The sequence below is a fragment of the Aureimonas sp. ME7 genome, assembly GCF_903970965.1.
Classification (GTDB): domain Bacteria; phylum Pseudomonadota; class Alphaproteobacteria; order Rhizobiales; family Rhizobiaceae; genus Aureimonas.
The window spans coordinates 255,981-271,838 of record NZ_CAJCKW010000006.1; the positions used below are offsets into that span (position 1 = coordinate 255,981).

Consider the following 15,858-nt stretch of genomic DNA (forward strand, 5'->3'; position numbering starts at 1 on the left):
GGAAACGGATGGCACAGACACAGGAAACCCAGCGGGTCGCGATCGTGACAGGAGGCGCCGGCGGGCTGGGGTTCGCGATCGCCGAGCGACTGGCCGACCAGGGGCACGTCGTCGCCATCTGGGATCTGGACGAGGAGCGCGCCGGGGCCGCCGCCGCCCGGTTGCCGAAAGCCCATGGCTACGGCGTGGACGTGACGGATCGCGCCGCCGTGGATGCGGCGATGTCGCGCGTTGTCGACGAATTCGGCCCCTTGGGCATCCTCGTCAACAGCGCCGGCCACAACGGACCGCTCGAGGCGTTCGCCGACTATCCCTTCGACGGCTGGCGGTTCGTGATGACGCTCAATCTCGACGCGGTGTTCCACTGCTGCCAAGCCGGTGTGCGCGAGATGCTGAAGACCGGCTACGGCCGCATCGTCAACCTGGCCTCCATCGCCGGCAAGGAAGGGAACCCGAACGCCGTGGCCTATTCCGCCTCCAAGGCGGGCGTCATCGGGCTGACCAAGTCGGTCGGCAAGGAGCTGGCCACAACGCAGATCCGCGTGAACTGCGTGACGCCGGCCGCGATCGAGACGGAGATGCTGAGCCAGCTGACACCCGAGTTCAAAGCCTTCGTGACCTCCAAGATTCCGGTGGGTCGCCTGGGTCGCGCCGAGGAGGTCGCCTCGCTCGTCGCCTGGCTCGCCTCGGAGGAATGCTCGTTCTCGACCGGCGCCGTGTTCGACGTGTCCGGCGGGCGCGCGACCTATTGAGACCGCCATGCACAGGCTTCATTCCCTGTCGCTCGCCTATCTGACGGTTCGCGGCTGCCCGCCCCTGGAACAGGTGCGCGTGGCGGCGAAGGCGGGCTACGACGCCACGAGCCTGCGCCTCGTCGCCCCCACGGGCGTCGCCCTTCCCCATCCGATCGTCGGCGAGGGCGCGCTGATCCGCGAGATCCGGTCGGCCTGCGCCGACCTCGGCATCGCCGTGTTCGACGGCGAGCTGCTCACGCTTCTGCCGGATACCGACGTCGAGGAATGGCTTCGCGTGCTCGACACGGCGGCCGAACTCGGCATGCCGATGATGCAGATCACCAGCGACGACGCGAACCTCGAACGCGCCGCCGGCAAGCTGGCCCGCGTCGCGGACGCGGCGGCCGAGCGCGGCATCACCCTGGCTCTCGAACTGACCCGCTGGCGCGCCATGTCGACCGTGGCGCAGGCGCAAATCCTTGCCGAAGCGTCCGGCCGCGACAATGTCGGTGTTCTGATCGACGCCCTTCACGTGTCGCGCGCGGGCGGCAGTCCGGCCGACGTGGCCGCACTGGACCGGGACCGGGTCCTGTATCTCCAGCTCTGCGACGCCCCGGCCGAGGCGCCCGGCGACGACGCGGGCTGCATTGCGGAAGCTCGCGAGGGACGCCTTATGCCGGGCGAAGGGGAACTCTGGCTCGGCGAGCTAATGGCGGTTCTGCCGCCGGACATCACCATCAGCGTTGAGACGCCCCATGCCGGCGACGACGCCCTCGACTTCCTGACGCGGGCCGAGAAGGGCATGGCCGCGACCCGCCGCTTTCTGCGGTCTCTGGCAACCGAAGACCGGATCTCCGGCGTGCCGGGGTCCTGATGTTGAGCATCGGCGCTCCCGGCGGTAATCATCGGCATGGCGGCGTCGATCACGCACCGTCGTGGCGCGCCGGAGCCGATCGCGGCGAGCCTTGGCGAGTGGTTCGACATTGAGGAAGGCGGATCATCTTGAGTTCCAGACAACGAGGCTCGCTGGCCCTGCAGGTGGCCGAACGTCTGCGCCGCGCCATTCTGGACGGCGAGCTGGAACTGGGCGACGCCCTTTCGGAGGACAAGCTGGCCAGCACGCTCGGCGTCAGCCGCAGTCCGGTGCGCGAAGCCTTCGCCGCGCTGGAGCAGCAAGGTCTCATCGACATCCGGCCGCAGCGCGGCAGCTTCGTCTTTCTGCCCACGAAGGAGGACACGGAGAACATCTGCGAGTTCCGTCGCATGATCGAGCTCGATGCGCTGCGGCTGGCCATGGAGCGGCAGGGAGCGCGCACCATCGCGGCCATGCGGGTCGCGGCCGACGACATCCGCTCGGCCCTGGCCAGCGGGGACATGCTGCGCAGCGCCAGCGCCGACACGGACTTCCACGAGGCGGCGATCGACAACTGCGGCAACCCCTATCTCGTCAACGCCTACAGGCTGGTGTCCGGCAAGGTCGCGGCGCTTCGCTCCCATCGTTCGGCGCTCCCCACCCGCGAGCAGGCGAACGAGGAGCATTTCGTCATCATCTCGCGTCTGGAAGCGGGCGATGTCGCGGGCGCCCTGGACGAGCTCGGCACTCATATCCTGAAGATGGCCGAACGCTACGGCTTCGCCCTTGCCCCGCCGCCGCCCGGCCGTCCGGCACGCAATCTCCGGCTCGATCGCATCGGCCCTCTGTCGACCTAGTTCGGAGTGCCCGCGCGCGTCCAGCCACGCGCGCCGTCGCCATACGCCTCGCAGCCATCCGAGGTGACGGCCACCGTGTCCTCGAGCTTCAAGAAGCCGAGGCGTGGATGCAGCCAGGTGGTTTCCAGCGAAAGCACCATCCCCTCCCGGAGAGGGTGGAAGCGATGCCGGGCGGGATAGGGGATCGGTCCGTCGTCCATCAGTCGCGGCGCCTCGTGGGACACGAGCCCCATGCCGTGCGCCACGAAGCCGATCCGCCCTTCCCGGACGCCGGCGGTCAAAGGCAGGGCGGCGGCGAAGATGTCCTCGCCGGTGGCGCCCGAACGGATGGGCGCCCGCGCGCCCTGCTGCACCGTTCCGACGAACGCCAGGGCGTCCTCGAGCTCGGCGCCCGGCTCGCCCAGGACGGCCATCCGGCAGAGATCGCCGATATAGCCGCGATAGTTTCCGCCCGAATCGAGCGAAAGGATATCGCCCTCCCCGATCCGCTGATCGGACGGAGCGCGGTTGAAGCTCTTCCCGGCCGTGATCAGGCCATATTCGAAGACGAGGCCGCGATCGGTCTGCTGGCGGCGCAGGAACTCCACCACCTCCCGCTTGGTGCGGCCGGGCTCGAGCCAGGCGAAGGTCGCCCGCATGGCCTCCACGACCCTTTCGGACGCCGTTCTCAGATGATGGAGCTCGACGTCCGTCTTGACGGCCCGCAAGCTTTCCAGAACCTCGACGCAATCGGCGACGCGCGCGCCCGGCCGCGCCCGTTTCAGCGTCTCGAACGCATCCGCTGGCAGGAACCCTGCCTCGATCCCGATCGACTCGGCCCTGATGCCCTGCTTCGACAGATGGTCGAGGCCATGGTGCATCGCATCCACCGATCCGCGCGCCCGAAGGCGCAGATGCGCCGGCCAGAGCCGGCCCAGTTCGTGTTCGAACGTCTCGTTGGGATTGCCCACATAGGCGACGAGATCGGGGCGCCCCTTCGGATACACGACGATGGGAAGATATCGGCTCAGCCCGGTCGCATCCATGATGTCGAACATGAAGAACCGGTATCCGCCCAGAAGATACTGGACGTTGTGCTTCGACGTCACGAAGAGCACGTCCAGGCCCGCTTCCTCCATCAGGCGATCAAGGGCCGCCGCATCGAACGGAACCGGGGAAGGGGACAACGTCATTGGCGGACGGCCTTTCTGCGATCGGGCCCGTCGGCGGGCGCGGGAATGTCGTACGAAGGCGCTCGTGGGCGGTATTGCCGGCGCCCGTTCGCCTCTCTGCCGCCGCGCTTCGAAGACGGGAAACGGACGATATCGGATCGTCCTATCACGCCCCGCCTCGCCGCACACAGCGCAGATCCGCTCCCCGCGGGCGCGGCCGCTTCGTGCGGCGCGGAGGCGCGGAGGCGCGGAGGCGGCATCCGCGAGGCATTCATACCAGGGAAGGCGATCGAAGGATGAAGGCGCTTGTTTATCTCGGCCGGCAGCGGTTCGCGTTCGACGACATCGCGGATCCCGTCCCCCGGGACGGCGAGGCGGTGGTGCGGGTCGCCGCCTGCGGCATCTGCGGATCCGACATGCATGGCTACCATGACGGCGATCCCCGACGCGTTCCGCCCCTGGTGATGGGACACGAGATCGCCGGCGTCGTCGAGACAGGGGCGAGCGCAGGACGGCGCGTGGCGATCAATCCGCTCGTCACCTGCGGGAGATGCGACGCCTGCCTGTCGGGCAGGCAGCAGCTCTGCGAAAGCCAGTCGGTTCTCGGTCTGCCGCCCTATGCCGGTGGATTTGCCGAAAAGGTCCGCGTCCCCGAACGCAATCTCGTTCCCATCCCCGACACGATGGAATTGCGGGCCGCCAGCGTATGCGAGCCGGTCGCGGTGGCCTATCACGCCGTCGGGATCGCGGCGCGCCTGACCGATCGTCCCTTGTCGGCGCTGCGGATCGCGGTTCTGGGCGGGGGCGCCATCGGCCTCGCCACGGCGCTGGTCGCCCTTTCGCGCGGGGCCGGGGCGGTGCATGTCGGGGAAACCAGCGCCGAGCGCCGGGCGACACTCCGGGCCGCCGACGGCTCGATCGCCGCCTATGATCCGGCCGGGGGCGATGGGCCGGAGGCCGGATCGGTCGATCTGGTCTTCGACGCGGTTGGAGCCAGGCAAACGCGGGAGGCCGCGTTCCGCATGGTGCGCCGTGGCGGGGCGATCGTCCATCTCGGCCTTCTGCCGGGCTCGGAAGGGGTCGACGTTCGGCGCATGACGCTCGGCGAGATCGCCTTTGCCGGATCCTACTGCTATTCCATGGTGGACTTTCGCGAGACCCTCGCCCTTCTGGCCGCGGGCCGGCTCGGGCCGCTGGACTGGATCGAAGAACACCCCCTGTCCCAGGGAGCGGAGGCCTTTCGGGACATCGACGGCGGCCGGTTCCACAAGGGGAAGCTGATCCTGACCAACGCCATCCTATGATCGCGATCCCGCCTCTCGACGTTCCTCGCCCGATGTCGGTCGTTTCCATTGACGGAGCTTGTTCATGAAGACCTCGATCGCCACCGTTTCCATTTCCGGCGACCTTTCCGAGAAGCTGTCCGCCATCGCGGCGGCCGGGTTCGGCGCCGTGGAAATCTTCGAGAACGACTTTCTCGCCTCCGACCGGAGCGCACGGGACGTCGGGCGGATGGTTCGCGACGCTGGCCTGGAAATCTGCCTGTTCCAGCCGTTCCGGGACTTCGAAGGCCTGCCCGAGCCCCAGCGCGGCCGGGCTTTCGAGCGGGCGCGGCGCAAGTTCGACACGATGAACGAACTCGGCACCGACCTGATCCTCGTGTGCTCCTCGGTTTCGCCGCTGGCGCTCGGCGGCGTCGATCGAGCCGCGGAGGATCTGGCGGCGCTCGGCGAACTCGCCCGAAAGGCGGGGGTTCGCGTCGGATACGAGGCCCTGGCTTGGGGACGCTACGTCAACGATCACCGCGATGCCTGGGAGATCGTGCGCCGGGCGGACCATCCCCATGTCGGCCTCGTCCTCGACAGCTTCCATTCGCTGTCGCGCGGCATCGACCCCCGCTCGATCCGCTCGATCCCGAAGGACAAGATCTTCATCGTCCAGATGGCCGACGCGCCCAAGCTCGATCTGGATCTCCTGTCCTGGAGCCGGCACTACCGCAACATGCCCGGCCAGGGGGATCTTCCGGTGGCGGAGTTCATGGCGGCCGTCGAGGCCACGGGCTATGACGGCTACTACTCGCTGGAGATCTTCAACGACCAGTTCCGGGCCGGTTCGACGCGCCAGACGGCCGTCGACGGCCGGCGTTCGCTGATCTACACGATGGACCGGCTGAAGGCGGAGGGGCGAGCCGTGAAGGGTCCTTCGGAACCCAGTCCCCTGCCGGCCCCTGCCCGCACCAGCGGCGTTTCCTTCGTCGAGTTCGCGGCGGATGCGGCGTCCGGGCGAGCGGTCGCCGCCCTTCTCGCGTCGATCGGCTTCCGCCGTGCCGGCCATCATCGCTCCAAGGACGTGGAACTCTATGCGCAAGGCGACTTGCGCGTCGTCATCAACATGGAGCCGGAAGGTTTCGCCCATTCCTCCTATGTCGTGCACGGCACCAATGTCTGCGCCCTGGGTCTGCGGATGGCCGACGCCGACGAAGCGCTGGCCCGAGCCGAGGGCCTCCTGGCCACGCCCTTCCGCCAGCCGGCGGGACCGGGCGAGCGCGAGTTCGCCGCCATCCGGGGCGTGGGCGGCAGCCTCCTTTATCTCGTGCCTGAGCGCGATGCGGCCGGGCCGCAATGGGAAGCGGACTTCGACCTCGCGCCCGGCTGGCAGAAGGAGCCAGGCGCCGGTCTCCTCGCCGTCGACCACGTGGCGCAGACGGTGCGCTTCGAGGACATCCTGTCCTGGACCCTGTTCTACCGCTCGATCTTCGATCTGACGCCGCTGCCGGCCGCCGAAGTGCCCGATCCCGGCGGCCTCGTGCGCAGCCAGGTTCTGGAGAACGCCGATTCCAGCCTGCGCATCGTCCTCAACGGCTCGCAGTCGCCGCGAACCCTTTCGGCGCGCTTCGTGTCGCAGTTCGTCGGCCCCGGCGTCCAGCACATCGCGTTTCGGAGCGAAGACGTCTTCGCGACGGCCGAAACCCTTCTGGCGAACGGCGTGACGCTTTTGCCGATTCCGCAGAACTACTACGACGATCTCGAGACCCGGTTCGACATCGCCCCGGAAACGCTGGAAGGGATGCGCCGCACCGGCATCCTCTACGACCGGGACGAAGCGGGCGAATACTTCCAGATCTATCTGAAGGCGCTGGACGGCGGGTTCTTCATCGAGATCGTGGAGCGGCGCGGCTACAAGGGCTTGGGCGCGGCCAACGCCGCCATCCGGCTCGCCACACAGACGCGGCAGGCGCCGGCGGACATTCCGCTCTATTGACGCCGTTTCGATGTCGGCTGATAGGTATCGCGATCGCGGGGCTCCCCGGTCGCCTTCCCCGTCATCGGCGGACGGAAGGCGCGATTCCGGGATCTGGCATCGGCCGCAACCCGTATCCCCCGCGCCGGCCCAACCCGGGGCCGACGGACGAGGCGGCGTCGCGGGTGCTACCGCAAGGGCGAGAAGGCGAGCGGCATGGCGATCTGGCTGGTCATGTCGGAGCTCAGCCAGTCCGGACCGTTCTTCGGCGGCCATTTGCCGTCCGCCACCGACCGCGCCCGCGCATCCGATCGTGCGGCCAGACTGGGATAGGGCCAGATCTGGGTGATCCGAGGCTCCCCGTCCAGGCCGTACATGGCGAGCGTCAGCTTCGAATAGTCTTCGCGCGCCGGGACCGCATCCTGCCACTTGTCCATGGTCGGAGCGATGCCGTTGACCTTCGTCCTGTAGGTGCGGAACTCGTAGACCGGTCCGAAGGCGCCGGTTTCCACCGGCGGCAGAAAGTCGAAGGCGCGGTAGCTTTCCATCGTGAGCCGCACCAGATGCTCGGCGCAGCCGAAGGGGTCGTCGGAGCGAAGGGCCCGTTCGCGCTCCCCCATCAGGGTATCCAGGCTGTCGAACCCCCTGAGGAGGAACACGCGGTTCAAGGTTCCGATATCGGTTCCGAAGGCGCCCAGAAGCGTTCCCGCCCCCGCCTCCGCCCAGGCCTGGATCCCCGGTGCGGCCTTTCCCGCGCCGAAGATGACGGTGTCCAAGGTGGCGAGCTCGTAATAGGTCAAGTCCTGCACTCCCGTGTCGGGCCCGTGACGGGCTGGCCGGCCAGAAAGCGGCCGGCGATGTAGCCGAAGGTCATGCCGGGGCCGAGCGTGATGCCTCCGGCGGGGTAATGACCGCCCATGATCGAGGCCATGTCGGCTCCCACGGCGAAAAGGCCGGGAATGGGGTCGCCGCCCGCTCCCAGCACGCGGGCGAGCGTGTCGGTTCGCAGGCCGCCAAAGGTGCCAAGGCTTCCCGGCACGATCCGCACGGCATAGAACGGCCCCTTGGCCAGCGGCGCGAGCGACGGGTTGGGCCGATGCCGGTCGTCGCCCTGCACCTTGTTGTAGGGGCTCTCGCCGCGGTGGAAGTCTGGGTCGACGCCTTGCGCCGCCCCTTGGTTGAAGCGGGCGAGCGTGGCTTCCAGCGCCCCTTCGGGGATGGAGCAGGCCTGGGCGAGTTCGGTGATGTCGCGCCCCCGCTTCAGATAACCCGAGCGCAAGGCGCGCCCGAGCGGAAAGGGAAAGGGCTTGGCCCAGCCGAGGCCCCAGCGGCGCTGCGCCTTGTGATCGGCGATCAGCCAGCCGGTCGGATAGGCGCCTTGCGGCGTCGCCGCCGCGAGCGCCGCCATGAAGTCGTGATAGCTGTCGGCCTCCGAAACGAAGCGTCGTCCGCCCGGCGTCACCGCGATGATGCCGGGCTTGGCGCGATCCACGAGATGGGGAAAGGCGATCGACGCGCCGTTCGGGCCGGCAACGAGGCTGACGGGCGCCATGGCGACGTTGGACGCCAAACCGGCCTCGACGCGCGCACCGACCGTCTCGGCCAGACGCAGCCCGTCGCCGGTGTTGGATCGGGGCGCGGCGGATCGGTGCTCGCGGCCGCCGGCCACCGCCGCCCAGCGCTCCAGGCGCTCCGGATCGTGCGGAAAGCCTCCCGACGCCAGCACCACGCCGGCGCTCGCCCGCACCAGCGTTTCGCCGTCCGGCCCCGACAGCCGGGCGCCCACGACCCGTTCCCCCTCCTGCAGCAGTTCCACCACGGGCGCGCTGTCGATCAGCATCACGCCCTTGTCGAGGGCGGAGCGCAGGAGCCTTGCCACCAGGGCGTTGCCGTTGGCCAGTCGCATCGGCCGACCGTGAAGCAGCCGGTCGCGCGCGATCCCCGCGACGCGCCGGCCCACGTAGAACGCCGAGGCCGGCTTTCGGAGCGCATCGAAGAAATGCCGCATGTCCGACGCCGGCCCGATGCCCGCACCCCAAAGGCTGACGACGCCAAGGGGTGGGCGCAGCTTGCCGATCCAGGACCCGAGTTCGCGTGCATCGTAGGGCGCGGCCGAAACCGAGCGCCCGCCCGTTCGCGCGCCCGGCGTTTCATGGAAGTCCGGAACCCGATTGCCGTCGATCCAGCGCAGCGCGGCGTGATCCTGGAGGAACTGCACCATCTCGGGGCCATTCGCCAGGAACATCGGCAGGCGCGGATCGCCCGCGCGGTTGCCGAGCTCGCCGCGCAGATATCGCATGGCCTCGCCCGGCGGCTCGTGGATGCCGGCGGCGAGCGCGAGCGGGTTGCGGGGAATCCAGAGCCAGCCCCCGGACCATGCGGAGGTGCCACCGAAGACCGGTGCCTTCTCGGCCACCACGACCCGCGACCCGAAATGGGAGGCCGTGACGGCCGCCGTCAGCCCGGCGGCGCCCGAGCCGACCACCAGCACGTCGCACTCGAGAATGCGCTTGGCCTCCGGTTGCATGTCCCCTCGCCCCCCTTTTCCCGCGCGATCCCGACAAGCGCCTACCGGGCTTGAGCGGCCAAGCGCTGCGGCGTCTCGTCGACCGCGGGACGCCTCGAACGCAGGAACTTCGACCCCTCGGCCGCTCCGGCGAGATCGCCGACCCCTTGGAGCAGGCGCGGCGAAAGCTCGCTCATGCGCTCTTCGGTCATGCGAACCGCGGGACCGGCGATCGACAGACAGCCCAGGACCCGTCCGTCGAGGGGACCGCGCACCGGCATCGCCATGGCGGCCATGCCGGCGATGTAGCTGTCCACGGCGGTCGCGTAGCCGCGTCGCCGGGCTTCGGCCAGTTGCTCGAGGAGCGGCGGGAGGGTGCGCGGCGCATTGTGCCCCTGGCCGTCGGCGTGGCGCAGGAGACCTTGCGAGCCGATGCGCAGCAGCGCTTCCTCGTCCGTCATGGTGGAAAGCCAGGCGCGACCGCCGGCCGAACTGGCCAGATGGACCACGACGCCCTGTTCCTGCCCCGGGTCGTATCGCAGGCCGCGCGTCGCGCCTTGGGCCACCGCGACCCAGACGAGCTCCTCCCCGTCGATCACCGACAGGCGAACCAGCTCGCCGCTGTCGGCCGCCAGGGCGTCGAGCACCGGCTGGGCCACGTCGGTGATGCCGGCCCGGCTGAGAAACGCCAGCCCCATGGCCGGCAGTCTGATCGTCAGGACATAATCGCCCTGCGCCTGAAGCTGGCGCACGTATCCGAGCCGCCCCAGTTCCTGCAACGTCCGGTGGACGCCGCTGGCCGGCTGATCGGTGGCCGCCGCGATGGCCGAGATCGGCAGCCCAGCCGGGTGCTCGCCCAGGAGTTCGATCAGCGCAAGGGACTTTTCCAGGACGCTACTCATGCATTCTCGCCTCCGACCGCCCCGTCGCGGTCGCCTCGTGCAAGGGTGACAGATCGACGTCCACCCGCGCGCCGGTTCGGGCGGCGCGGCCTATGGCGTCCAGGACGATGAGGTTCGCCGTCGCGTCGCGCACGTCCACGAGAGGCGTACCGCCGTCGCGGATCAGCTCGGCGAAATGGGCGAGCTGCCGTTCGTAGGGATCGCCCTTTCCCATGGGCACCCGGTCCGACACGAGCTCCACGGTCCAGTCCGGCAGGCCGGGAGACGACCAAAGGGTCAGATCCGGCAGGGACAGCCCGCCCCGGCTTCCGGCATACAGATGCGCCGATACCGGATGGGCAGGAAAACGTCCCAGATTCTCGCCCGCCGACAGATCCCAAGCCCAGGGTCCGACGGCCGCATCCGAGATGCAGAGCGTGGCCAGACCGCCGCCGGCGAACGTCGCGCAGACGGCTGCCGTGTCCTCCACCTCGAAACCGCGGTGCGCATGGGAGGTCGTGGCCTGGACGCTGAGGATCTCGCCGAAGAAGTGGCGCAGGAGATCGATCTCGTGAACGAGGTTGATGAGGAGCGGCCCGCCGGCTCCCGCCGTGCGCCGCCAGGCCGCCGCGAAATAGCTGTCCGGCTTGGCCAGGGACGAGGTCACCGTCGCCATCACGAGGTCGCCGATCGCGCCGTCCCGAATCGCTCTGTGGGCCGCGCGGATGATCGGATTGTGGCGGCGATGGTGGCCGATCAGAAGCGGCACCCCGGTTCGGCGCGCGACGTCGGCCAGTTGCAGGGCGGACGAAAGGCTTTCGGCGACTGGTTTTTCCAGAAGCACCGGCAGCCCGCGTTCCAAGAGGAAGGCGGCGATCGGCAGATGCGTCTCGTTCGGCGTGGCGACGATCGCGGCCTGCGCCAACCCCGACCCCGCAAGCGCCTCGACGTCGGGAAGCGCGGGCACGCCACGGGTCTGCGCCAGGGCATGGGCTTCGGGCGTCGGATCCACGATCGCGGCCAGCCGAAGGCTGGGCATGCGCATCAAGGTGTCGACATGGGTGCGGCCGATCACCCCCGCGCCCACCACCGCAATGCCCGCAACATGGCTCATCCCGAACCGTCCTTCCTACGCCCGCAACCGCATCCTCCGGTCGATCCCATCCGCTTCGAATCGAGCAAGCCGCAGGTCGAAGGCGTCGGAAGGATACCGGACCGACTTCGACCCGATGCTCCTCGCAAAAGACCTTGCAACATTGTGGAATGACATTCAATATCTGAATTAATTTCTTGGTTGCCATGTTTCAGGCTTCCCGGATGCCGGGTTTTCGAGCCCGGCAATAACCGATGTCATAACCAGTCAGTTATGCTGACGCTCCAACATGGAATTGTCTTCCCGCTTGCGAGTGTGTCAGCCTGATGGCCGAAATCCGAATGAGATCGGTCCGTCCTTCGGCTCTTTCTCATCGAACGACGGAGATGAAATGCCCTTCCGACATTCCGTCGGAAGCCGGTTTGGAAGCGAGGACCACCAGTTGACGCTACCCCTGCGCATCGACGGCGAAACCCGGATCTTCCCGATCATCGGACATCCCATTGCGCAGGTGAAGTCGCCCGCCTCGCTGAGCGCGATCATGGCGGACAGAGGCTTCAACGGCCTGGTCGTTCCCGCCCATGTGATGCCGGACGATCTGGAAGGATGGCTCTCGCACGCTCTTGCCCTGCGCAACTGCGATGGCATCGTCGTCACCGTTCCCCACAAGGTCGCATGCCTTGCCTTCTGCGCCCACGTCACGGAGCGCGCCAAGGCTTCGGGTGCCGTCAACATCATGATCCGGGACGGGGAGGAATGGGTGGGCGACGCCACCGACGGCCAGGGCTGCCTCGACGGCATCGCGGCAGAGGGCTTCGACGTCGCGGGCAAGCCGGCGCTCCTGGTGGGCACGGGCGGTGCCGGCTCGGCCATCGCCTACGAGATCCTGGCGCGGGGAGCGTCGCGTCTGGCGCTTCACGACATCGACGCGCACCGCCGCGACGCGTTCATCGCGCGCCTGGAAGCGACGTTCCCGAACCGCGTCGGCGTCGGGGGGACCGATCCGCGGGGCTTTGCGCTGATTGCCAACGCGACGCCGCTCGGCATGCGCGAGGGCGATCCGCTGCCCGTGGAAACCGATCTTCTGGCCGCCGATCAGTTCGTGGCCGACGTGGTGACGCGCCCTGCGGTGCCGCCTTTGATCGCCGCCGCCCGGCAAAGGGGATGCGCCACGATGGCGGGATCGGGGATGTTCGAGGCGCAGGCGGTGCTGCTGGCCGAACTTTTGATGGGAATCCGGCGGATCGCCGCCTGAGACAAGGAATCCGGCAGCGGCGGGAAGGAACAGGGAGAAACGGATCCGAAGCGATCCACCCTTCCCGCCAAAACCGGGCAACCGGCGCCGGGCCGGCGCCGGCAAGGCTCGTGCGATCGCCGGGCGAACAGGCAGGACGCAGGATCGTCCGGCAACACAAGGGAGGATGGAACCCATGAAGACGCTTTTTGCTTCGGCCGCGATGGCGCTCGCCATGTCGGCGAGCGCGGCGCCGGCCGACGAGATCAAGATCGGCTCGATCATCGAGCTGTCGGGGCCGGGCGCCGCCGCCGGCACCAATTTCCGTGACGGCGTCCACATGGCCTTCGAGGAGATCAACGCGGCGAACGGCATCCTCGGCGAGCCGGTCCGCATCGTCGAGTACGACAGCCAGACCGATCCGCAGGTCAGCCGCGCCATGGTGCAGAAGGCCATCGACGACGGCGTCTACGCCATCACGGGAACGGTGTTCTCCTCTTCCACGATCGTGAACATGCTGGTCGCCCGCCAAGCCGGCATCCCGCAGTTCACCGGGTCCGAGGCGCCCAAGATCACGCAGATGAACAACCCCTACATCTTCCGCACCGCCTTCGGATCGCAGAAGGGCGTTCCGAAGATGACCAAATACATGGCCGACGAGATGGGGGTGAAGAAGGTCGCGGTGGTGTGGGCCAACACCGAGTTCGGAAAGGGCGGCCATTCGTCCTTCCTGGACGAGATCGGGAACTACGATATGGAGATCGTCGCCGACATCCCGACCGAACAAGCGCAGACCGACTTCTCGGCCGACGTCCTGAAGGCCAAGAACAGCGGCGCGGATGCCCTGTTCGTGTATCTGACCGAGGAGGAAAGCGCCCGCTTCCTTCGCGAGGCTGAGAAACAGTCGATCGGCCTGCCGATGGTGGGTGAAACGACGCTGATCGGCCACAAGGTGATCGAGCTGGCGGGCACGGCGGCCAACGGTGCCATGGGGCATGTCGGCTTGACGCCCGATGCCGATGTGCCGGCGATGAAGCAGATGGTCGACAAGTTCAAGGCCAAGTTCCGCTACACGCCCGATCACAACGCCATCAAGGGCTACACCGCCGCCTGGGCGATCAAGTGCGTCACCGAGAAGAACGGCGAGGCCGACAGCCAGAAGCTGGCCGACGCCTTCCACGGCCTGACGCTGACCGCCGCCGAATGCCCGGGCATCCTGCTCGACGCCTCGTGGGACGAGAACGGTGAAATGGCGCGCGAAAGCTTCTTCGTCGAGGTCCGGGACGGCCAACAGGTCGTGAAGGCCGTCCTGCCGCCGAACTGAGCAGCGCTTTCCGCGCCCGGCTCCCATCCCCCCGCGACGGGCGCACCGTTCTCCTGCGCCTGTCGCTCCATCCAACGATCCGTCGGATTGAACGACGCGCTGCGAGGGTCGCTCCGTGGCCGAACTCATACAGATTCTGGTGTCCGGCCTTGCGGCCGGTTCGATATACGCCTTGGCGGCCGTCGGCTTCACGCTGCTCTGGCAGGCCTCCCAGACCATCAACTTCGCGCAGGGCGAGTTCGTGATGCTGCCGGCCTTCTTCGTGCTGGTGGGCATGGGCGCGCTCGGCCTGCCGCTTTGGCCGGCGGTCGCCTTCGCACTGATCCTCTCGCTCCTGGTGCTCGGCGTCCTGTTCAAGAAGGCGGTGGTCGAGCCGATGCTGCCGCACGGCACTCTGCCGCTGGTGATCGCGACCATCGCGCTCGGCCTCCTGATGAAGGAAAGCGTCAAGGAATTCTACGGCGCGACCGCACAGCCCTTTCCGGCCGTGTTCCCGCAGAAGGTCTACGATGTCATGGGCGCGAGCGTCGCGCTGCAGGACATCGGCAACCTCGCCGTTTCCATGCTCGCGATCGGCGGGCTGCAGCTCTTTCTCGGGCATACCCGCACCGGTCGCTGCATGCAGGCAAGCGCCCAGAACCCGGCGGTGGCCGAGATCCTCGGCGTCGACGTGAAACGGATGGTGCTCTACACGTTTCTGATTAACGCGGCGCTGGCGACCATCGCCTCCGTTTTGATCTCGCCGATCTATCTCGCCAAGTTCTCGAACGGGGAGACGCTCGGCCTCGTCGCCTTCATCGCGGCGATCGTGGGCGGCTTCAACCAGATCCGCGGCGCGCTCGTCGGCGGTCTCCTGATCGGGGTCGTCGACAACCTGTCCGCCGTCTACGTTTCGGCCGAGTACCGCGCGGCCATGCCCCTGATCCTTCTGATCGCCATCATCCTCCTGCGTCCGCAGGGCCTTCTCGGCACCAAGGAGGGCCGAACGGTATGACGAGCCGCAAGATCATCCTCCTCGCGGCGGCGCTCGCGCTTCTCGTGGCGGCGCCCATCGGCCAGGGCAGCTACATCGTCTACACGTTGTGTTCCTGGCTCCTGTTCTCGATCGCCGCGATGGGGCTCAACCTGACGCTCGGCTATGCTGGCCAGGTCAGCCTCGCCCAGGCCGGCTTCATGGGGATCGGCGCCTATATCACCGCCCTGATGACGATGGCCGGCATCCACTGGATCTTCGCCGTCGCCGCCGCGATCGGCGCCTGCTTCGCGGTTGGGCTCCTGCTCGGATGGCCGGCGTTGCGGGTGCAGCACCATTTCCTCGCCTTCGTGACGCTCGCCTTCAACACGCTTCTGTTCCTGGTGCTGCGCAACGAGGAGGAGATCACCGGCGGATCGTTCGGCCTCGTCGGCATGCCGCGCCCCTCGTTCTTCGGTCTCTCCACCGATCCCAACCTCGCGTTCTACTATTTCAGCCTCGTCTGCTTCCTCGTAGCGGTCGGCCTCATGTGGTGGATCCTGCGCTCGCCTTGGGGGCGCGCCTTCAGGGCTCTGCGTGAGAACCCGATCCGGGCCGAATCGCTCGGGCTCCGGATCCGGCGCCAGACGCTCCTAGCCTTCGCCATCGGCTCGGCCTTCGGGGGCCTCGCCGGCGCGCTGCAGACGCCGCTCGTGCAGTTCATCGAGCCGGGCAGCTTCACGCTCGTCCACTCGCTGAAGGTCCTCCTGATGGTGGTGGTCGGCGGCTCCGGGTTCTTCTTCGGACCGATGCTGGGTGCGGCCGTGGTGATCCTGCTGCCCGAAGTGCTGCGCTTCACGGAAGGCTACTATCTCATCATCTACGCCACGCTCGTGATCGCGCTCATGGTGTATTCGCCGAGCGGCCTGATCGGGCTCGGCCAGAAGGTCTGGGACAAGTTCCGCCCCCGGCAGGAAGCACGCCGGGACATGCAGAAGGGGTTCCAGCTTTGAGCGCCGCGCCCATCCTGTCG

Annotated in this window: 14 protein-coding genes; 9 read left to right on the top strand and 5 right to left on the bottom strand. The window is 68.1% G+C overall.

Features of this window, described 5'->3' with window-relative positions; all coding sequences use genetic code 11:
* The first annotated feature begins 8 nt into the window (after nt 1–8).
* The 3 genes from H7A85_RS12830 (at nt 9) to H7A85_RS12840 (ending at nt 2,444) form a co-directional block, all read left to right on the top strand.
* A complete protein-coding gene (locus H7A85_RS12830; protein ID WP_182086322.1) occupies nt 9–752 on the top strand; it encodes an SDR family NAD(P)-dependent oxidoreductase in 744 nt (247 codons plus the stop codon).
* Nucleotides 753–759: 7 nt separating this feature from the next.
* Nucleotides 760–1,608 carry a sugar phosphate isomerase/epimerase family protein gene (locus H7A85_RS12835; RefSeq protein ID WP_182086323.1) on the top strand — a complete coding sequence of 283 codons (849 nt, stop codon included), beginning with the start codon at nt 760–762 and terminating at the stop codon, nt 1,606–1,608.
* A 128-nt stretch (nt 1,609–1,736) separates the two neighbouring features.
* Nucleotides 1,737–2,444: a GntR family transcriptional regulator gene (locus H7A85_RS12840; RefSeq protein WP_182086324.1), complete on the top strand. Its 708-nt coding sequence runs from the start codon at nt 1,737–1,739 to the stop codon at nt 2,442–2,444.
* Here the strand turns inward: H7A85_RS12840 and H7A85_RS12845 are convergent.
* A complete protein-coding gene (locus H7A85_RS12845) occupies nt 2,441–3,616 on the bottom strand; it encodes a Xaa-Pro peptidase family protein (RefSeq protein WP_182086325.1) in 1,176 nt (391 codons plus the stop codon). The genes H7A85_RS12840 and H7A85_RS12845 overlap by 4 nt on opposite strands.
* Before the next feature lie 275 nt (nt 3,617–3,891).
* Between H7A85_RS12845 and H7A85_RS12850 the strand changes: the two genes are divergently transcribed.
* Both H7A85_RS12850 and H7A85_RS12855 read left to right on the top strand, forming a co-directional pair.
* Entirely contained in the window at nt 3,892–4,899 is a 1,008-nt protein-coding gene (locus H7A85_RS12850; protein ID WP_182086326.1) for an alcohol dehydrogenase catalytic domain-containing protein, read from the top strand.
* Between the two features lie 64 nt (nt 4,900–4,963).
* Complete coding sequence (locus H7A85_RS12855) at nt 4,964–6,856, top strand: sugar phosphate isomerase/epimerase and 4-hydroxyphenylpyruvate domain-containing protein (RefSeq protein ID WP_182086327.1); 1,893 nt, start codon at nt 4,964–4,966, stop codon at nt 6,854–6,856.
* A gap of 167 nt (nt 6,857–7,023) precedes the next feature.
* Here H7A85_RS12855 and H7A85_RS12860 read toward each other — a convergent pair whose 3' ends face one another.
* From H7A85_RS12860 to H7A85_RS12875, 4 genes are read right to left on the bottom strand one after another with little or no spacing between them, the layout of a single operon-like run.
* A complete protein-coding gene (locus tag H7A85_RS12860; RefSeq protein ID WP_182086328.1) occupies nt 7,024–7,635 on the bottom strand; it encodes an NIPSNAP family protein in 612 nt (203 codons plus the stop codon).
* Nucleotides 7,632–9,362 carry an FAD-dependent oxidoreductase gene (locus H7A85_RS12865; protein WP_182086329.1) on the bottom strand — a complete coding sequence of 577 codons (1,731 nt, stop codon included), beginning with the start codon at nt 9,360–9,362 and terminating at the stop codon, nt 7,632–7,634. The genes H7A85_RS12860 and H7A85_RS12865 overlap by 4 nt, the downstream gene beginning before the upstream one ends.
* A gap of 41 nt (nt 9,363–9,403) precedes the next feature.
* Nucleotides 9,404–10,243 carry an IclR family transcriptional regulator gene (locus H7A85_RS12870; protein WP_182086330.1) on the bottom strand — a complete coding sequence of 280 codons (840 nt, stop codon included), beginning with the start codon at nt 10,241–10,243 and terminating at the stop codon, nt 9,404–9,406.
* The gene (locus H7A85_RS12875) at nt 10,236–11,336 is read right to left on the bottom strand and encodes a Gfo/Idh/MocA family oxidoreductase (protein WP_182086331.1); all 1,101 of its coding nucleotides are present in this window, start codon (nt 11,334–11,336) and stop codon (nt 10,236–10,238) included. The genes H7A85_RS12870 and H7A85_RS12875 overlap by 8 nt, the downstream gene beginning before the upstream one ends.
* Before the next feature lie 421 nt (nt 11,337–11,757).
* On the opposite strand from H7A85_RS12875, the gene H7A85_RS12880 reads away from it, so the two are divergent.
* The 4 genes from H7A85_RS12880 (at nt 11,758) to H7A85_RS12895 (ending at nt 15,838) form a co-directional block, all read left to right on the top strand.
* The gene (locus H7A85_RS12880; RefSeq protein ID WP_244631174.1) at nt 11,758–12,570 is read left to right on the top strand and encodes a shikimate dehydrogenase; all 813 of its coding nucleotides are present in this window, start codon (nt 11,758–11,760) and stop codon (nt 12,568–12,570) included.
* Between the two features lie 175 nt (nt 12,571–12,745).
* Complete coding sequence (locus H7A85_RS12885; protein ID WP_182086333.1) at nt 12,746–13,873, top strand: ABC transporter substrate-binding protein; 1,128 nt, start codon at nt 12,746–12,748, stop codon at nt 13,871–13,873.
* Between the two features lie 115 nt (nt 13,874–13,988).
* Nucleotides 13,989–14,867 (top strand): branched-chain amino acid ABC transporter permease, encoded by an 879-nt coding sequence (locus H7A85_RS12890; protein ID WP_182086334.1) that lies wholly within the window; start codon nt 13,989–13,991, stop codon nt 14,865–14,867.
* A complete protein-coding gene (locus tag H7A85_RS12895) occupies nt 14,864–15,838 on the top strand; it encodes a branched-chain amino acid ABC transporter permease (protein WP_182086335.1) in 975 nt (324 codons plus the stop codon). The genes H7A85_RS12890 and H7A85_RS12895 overlap by 4 nt, the downstream gene beginning before the upstream one ends.
* Nucleotides 15,839–15,858: the final 20 nt, after the last annotated feature.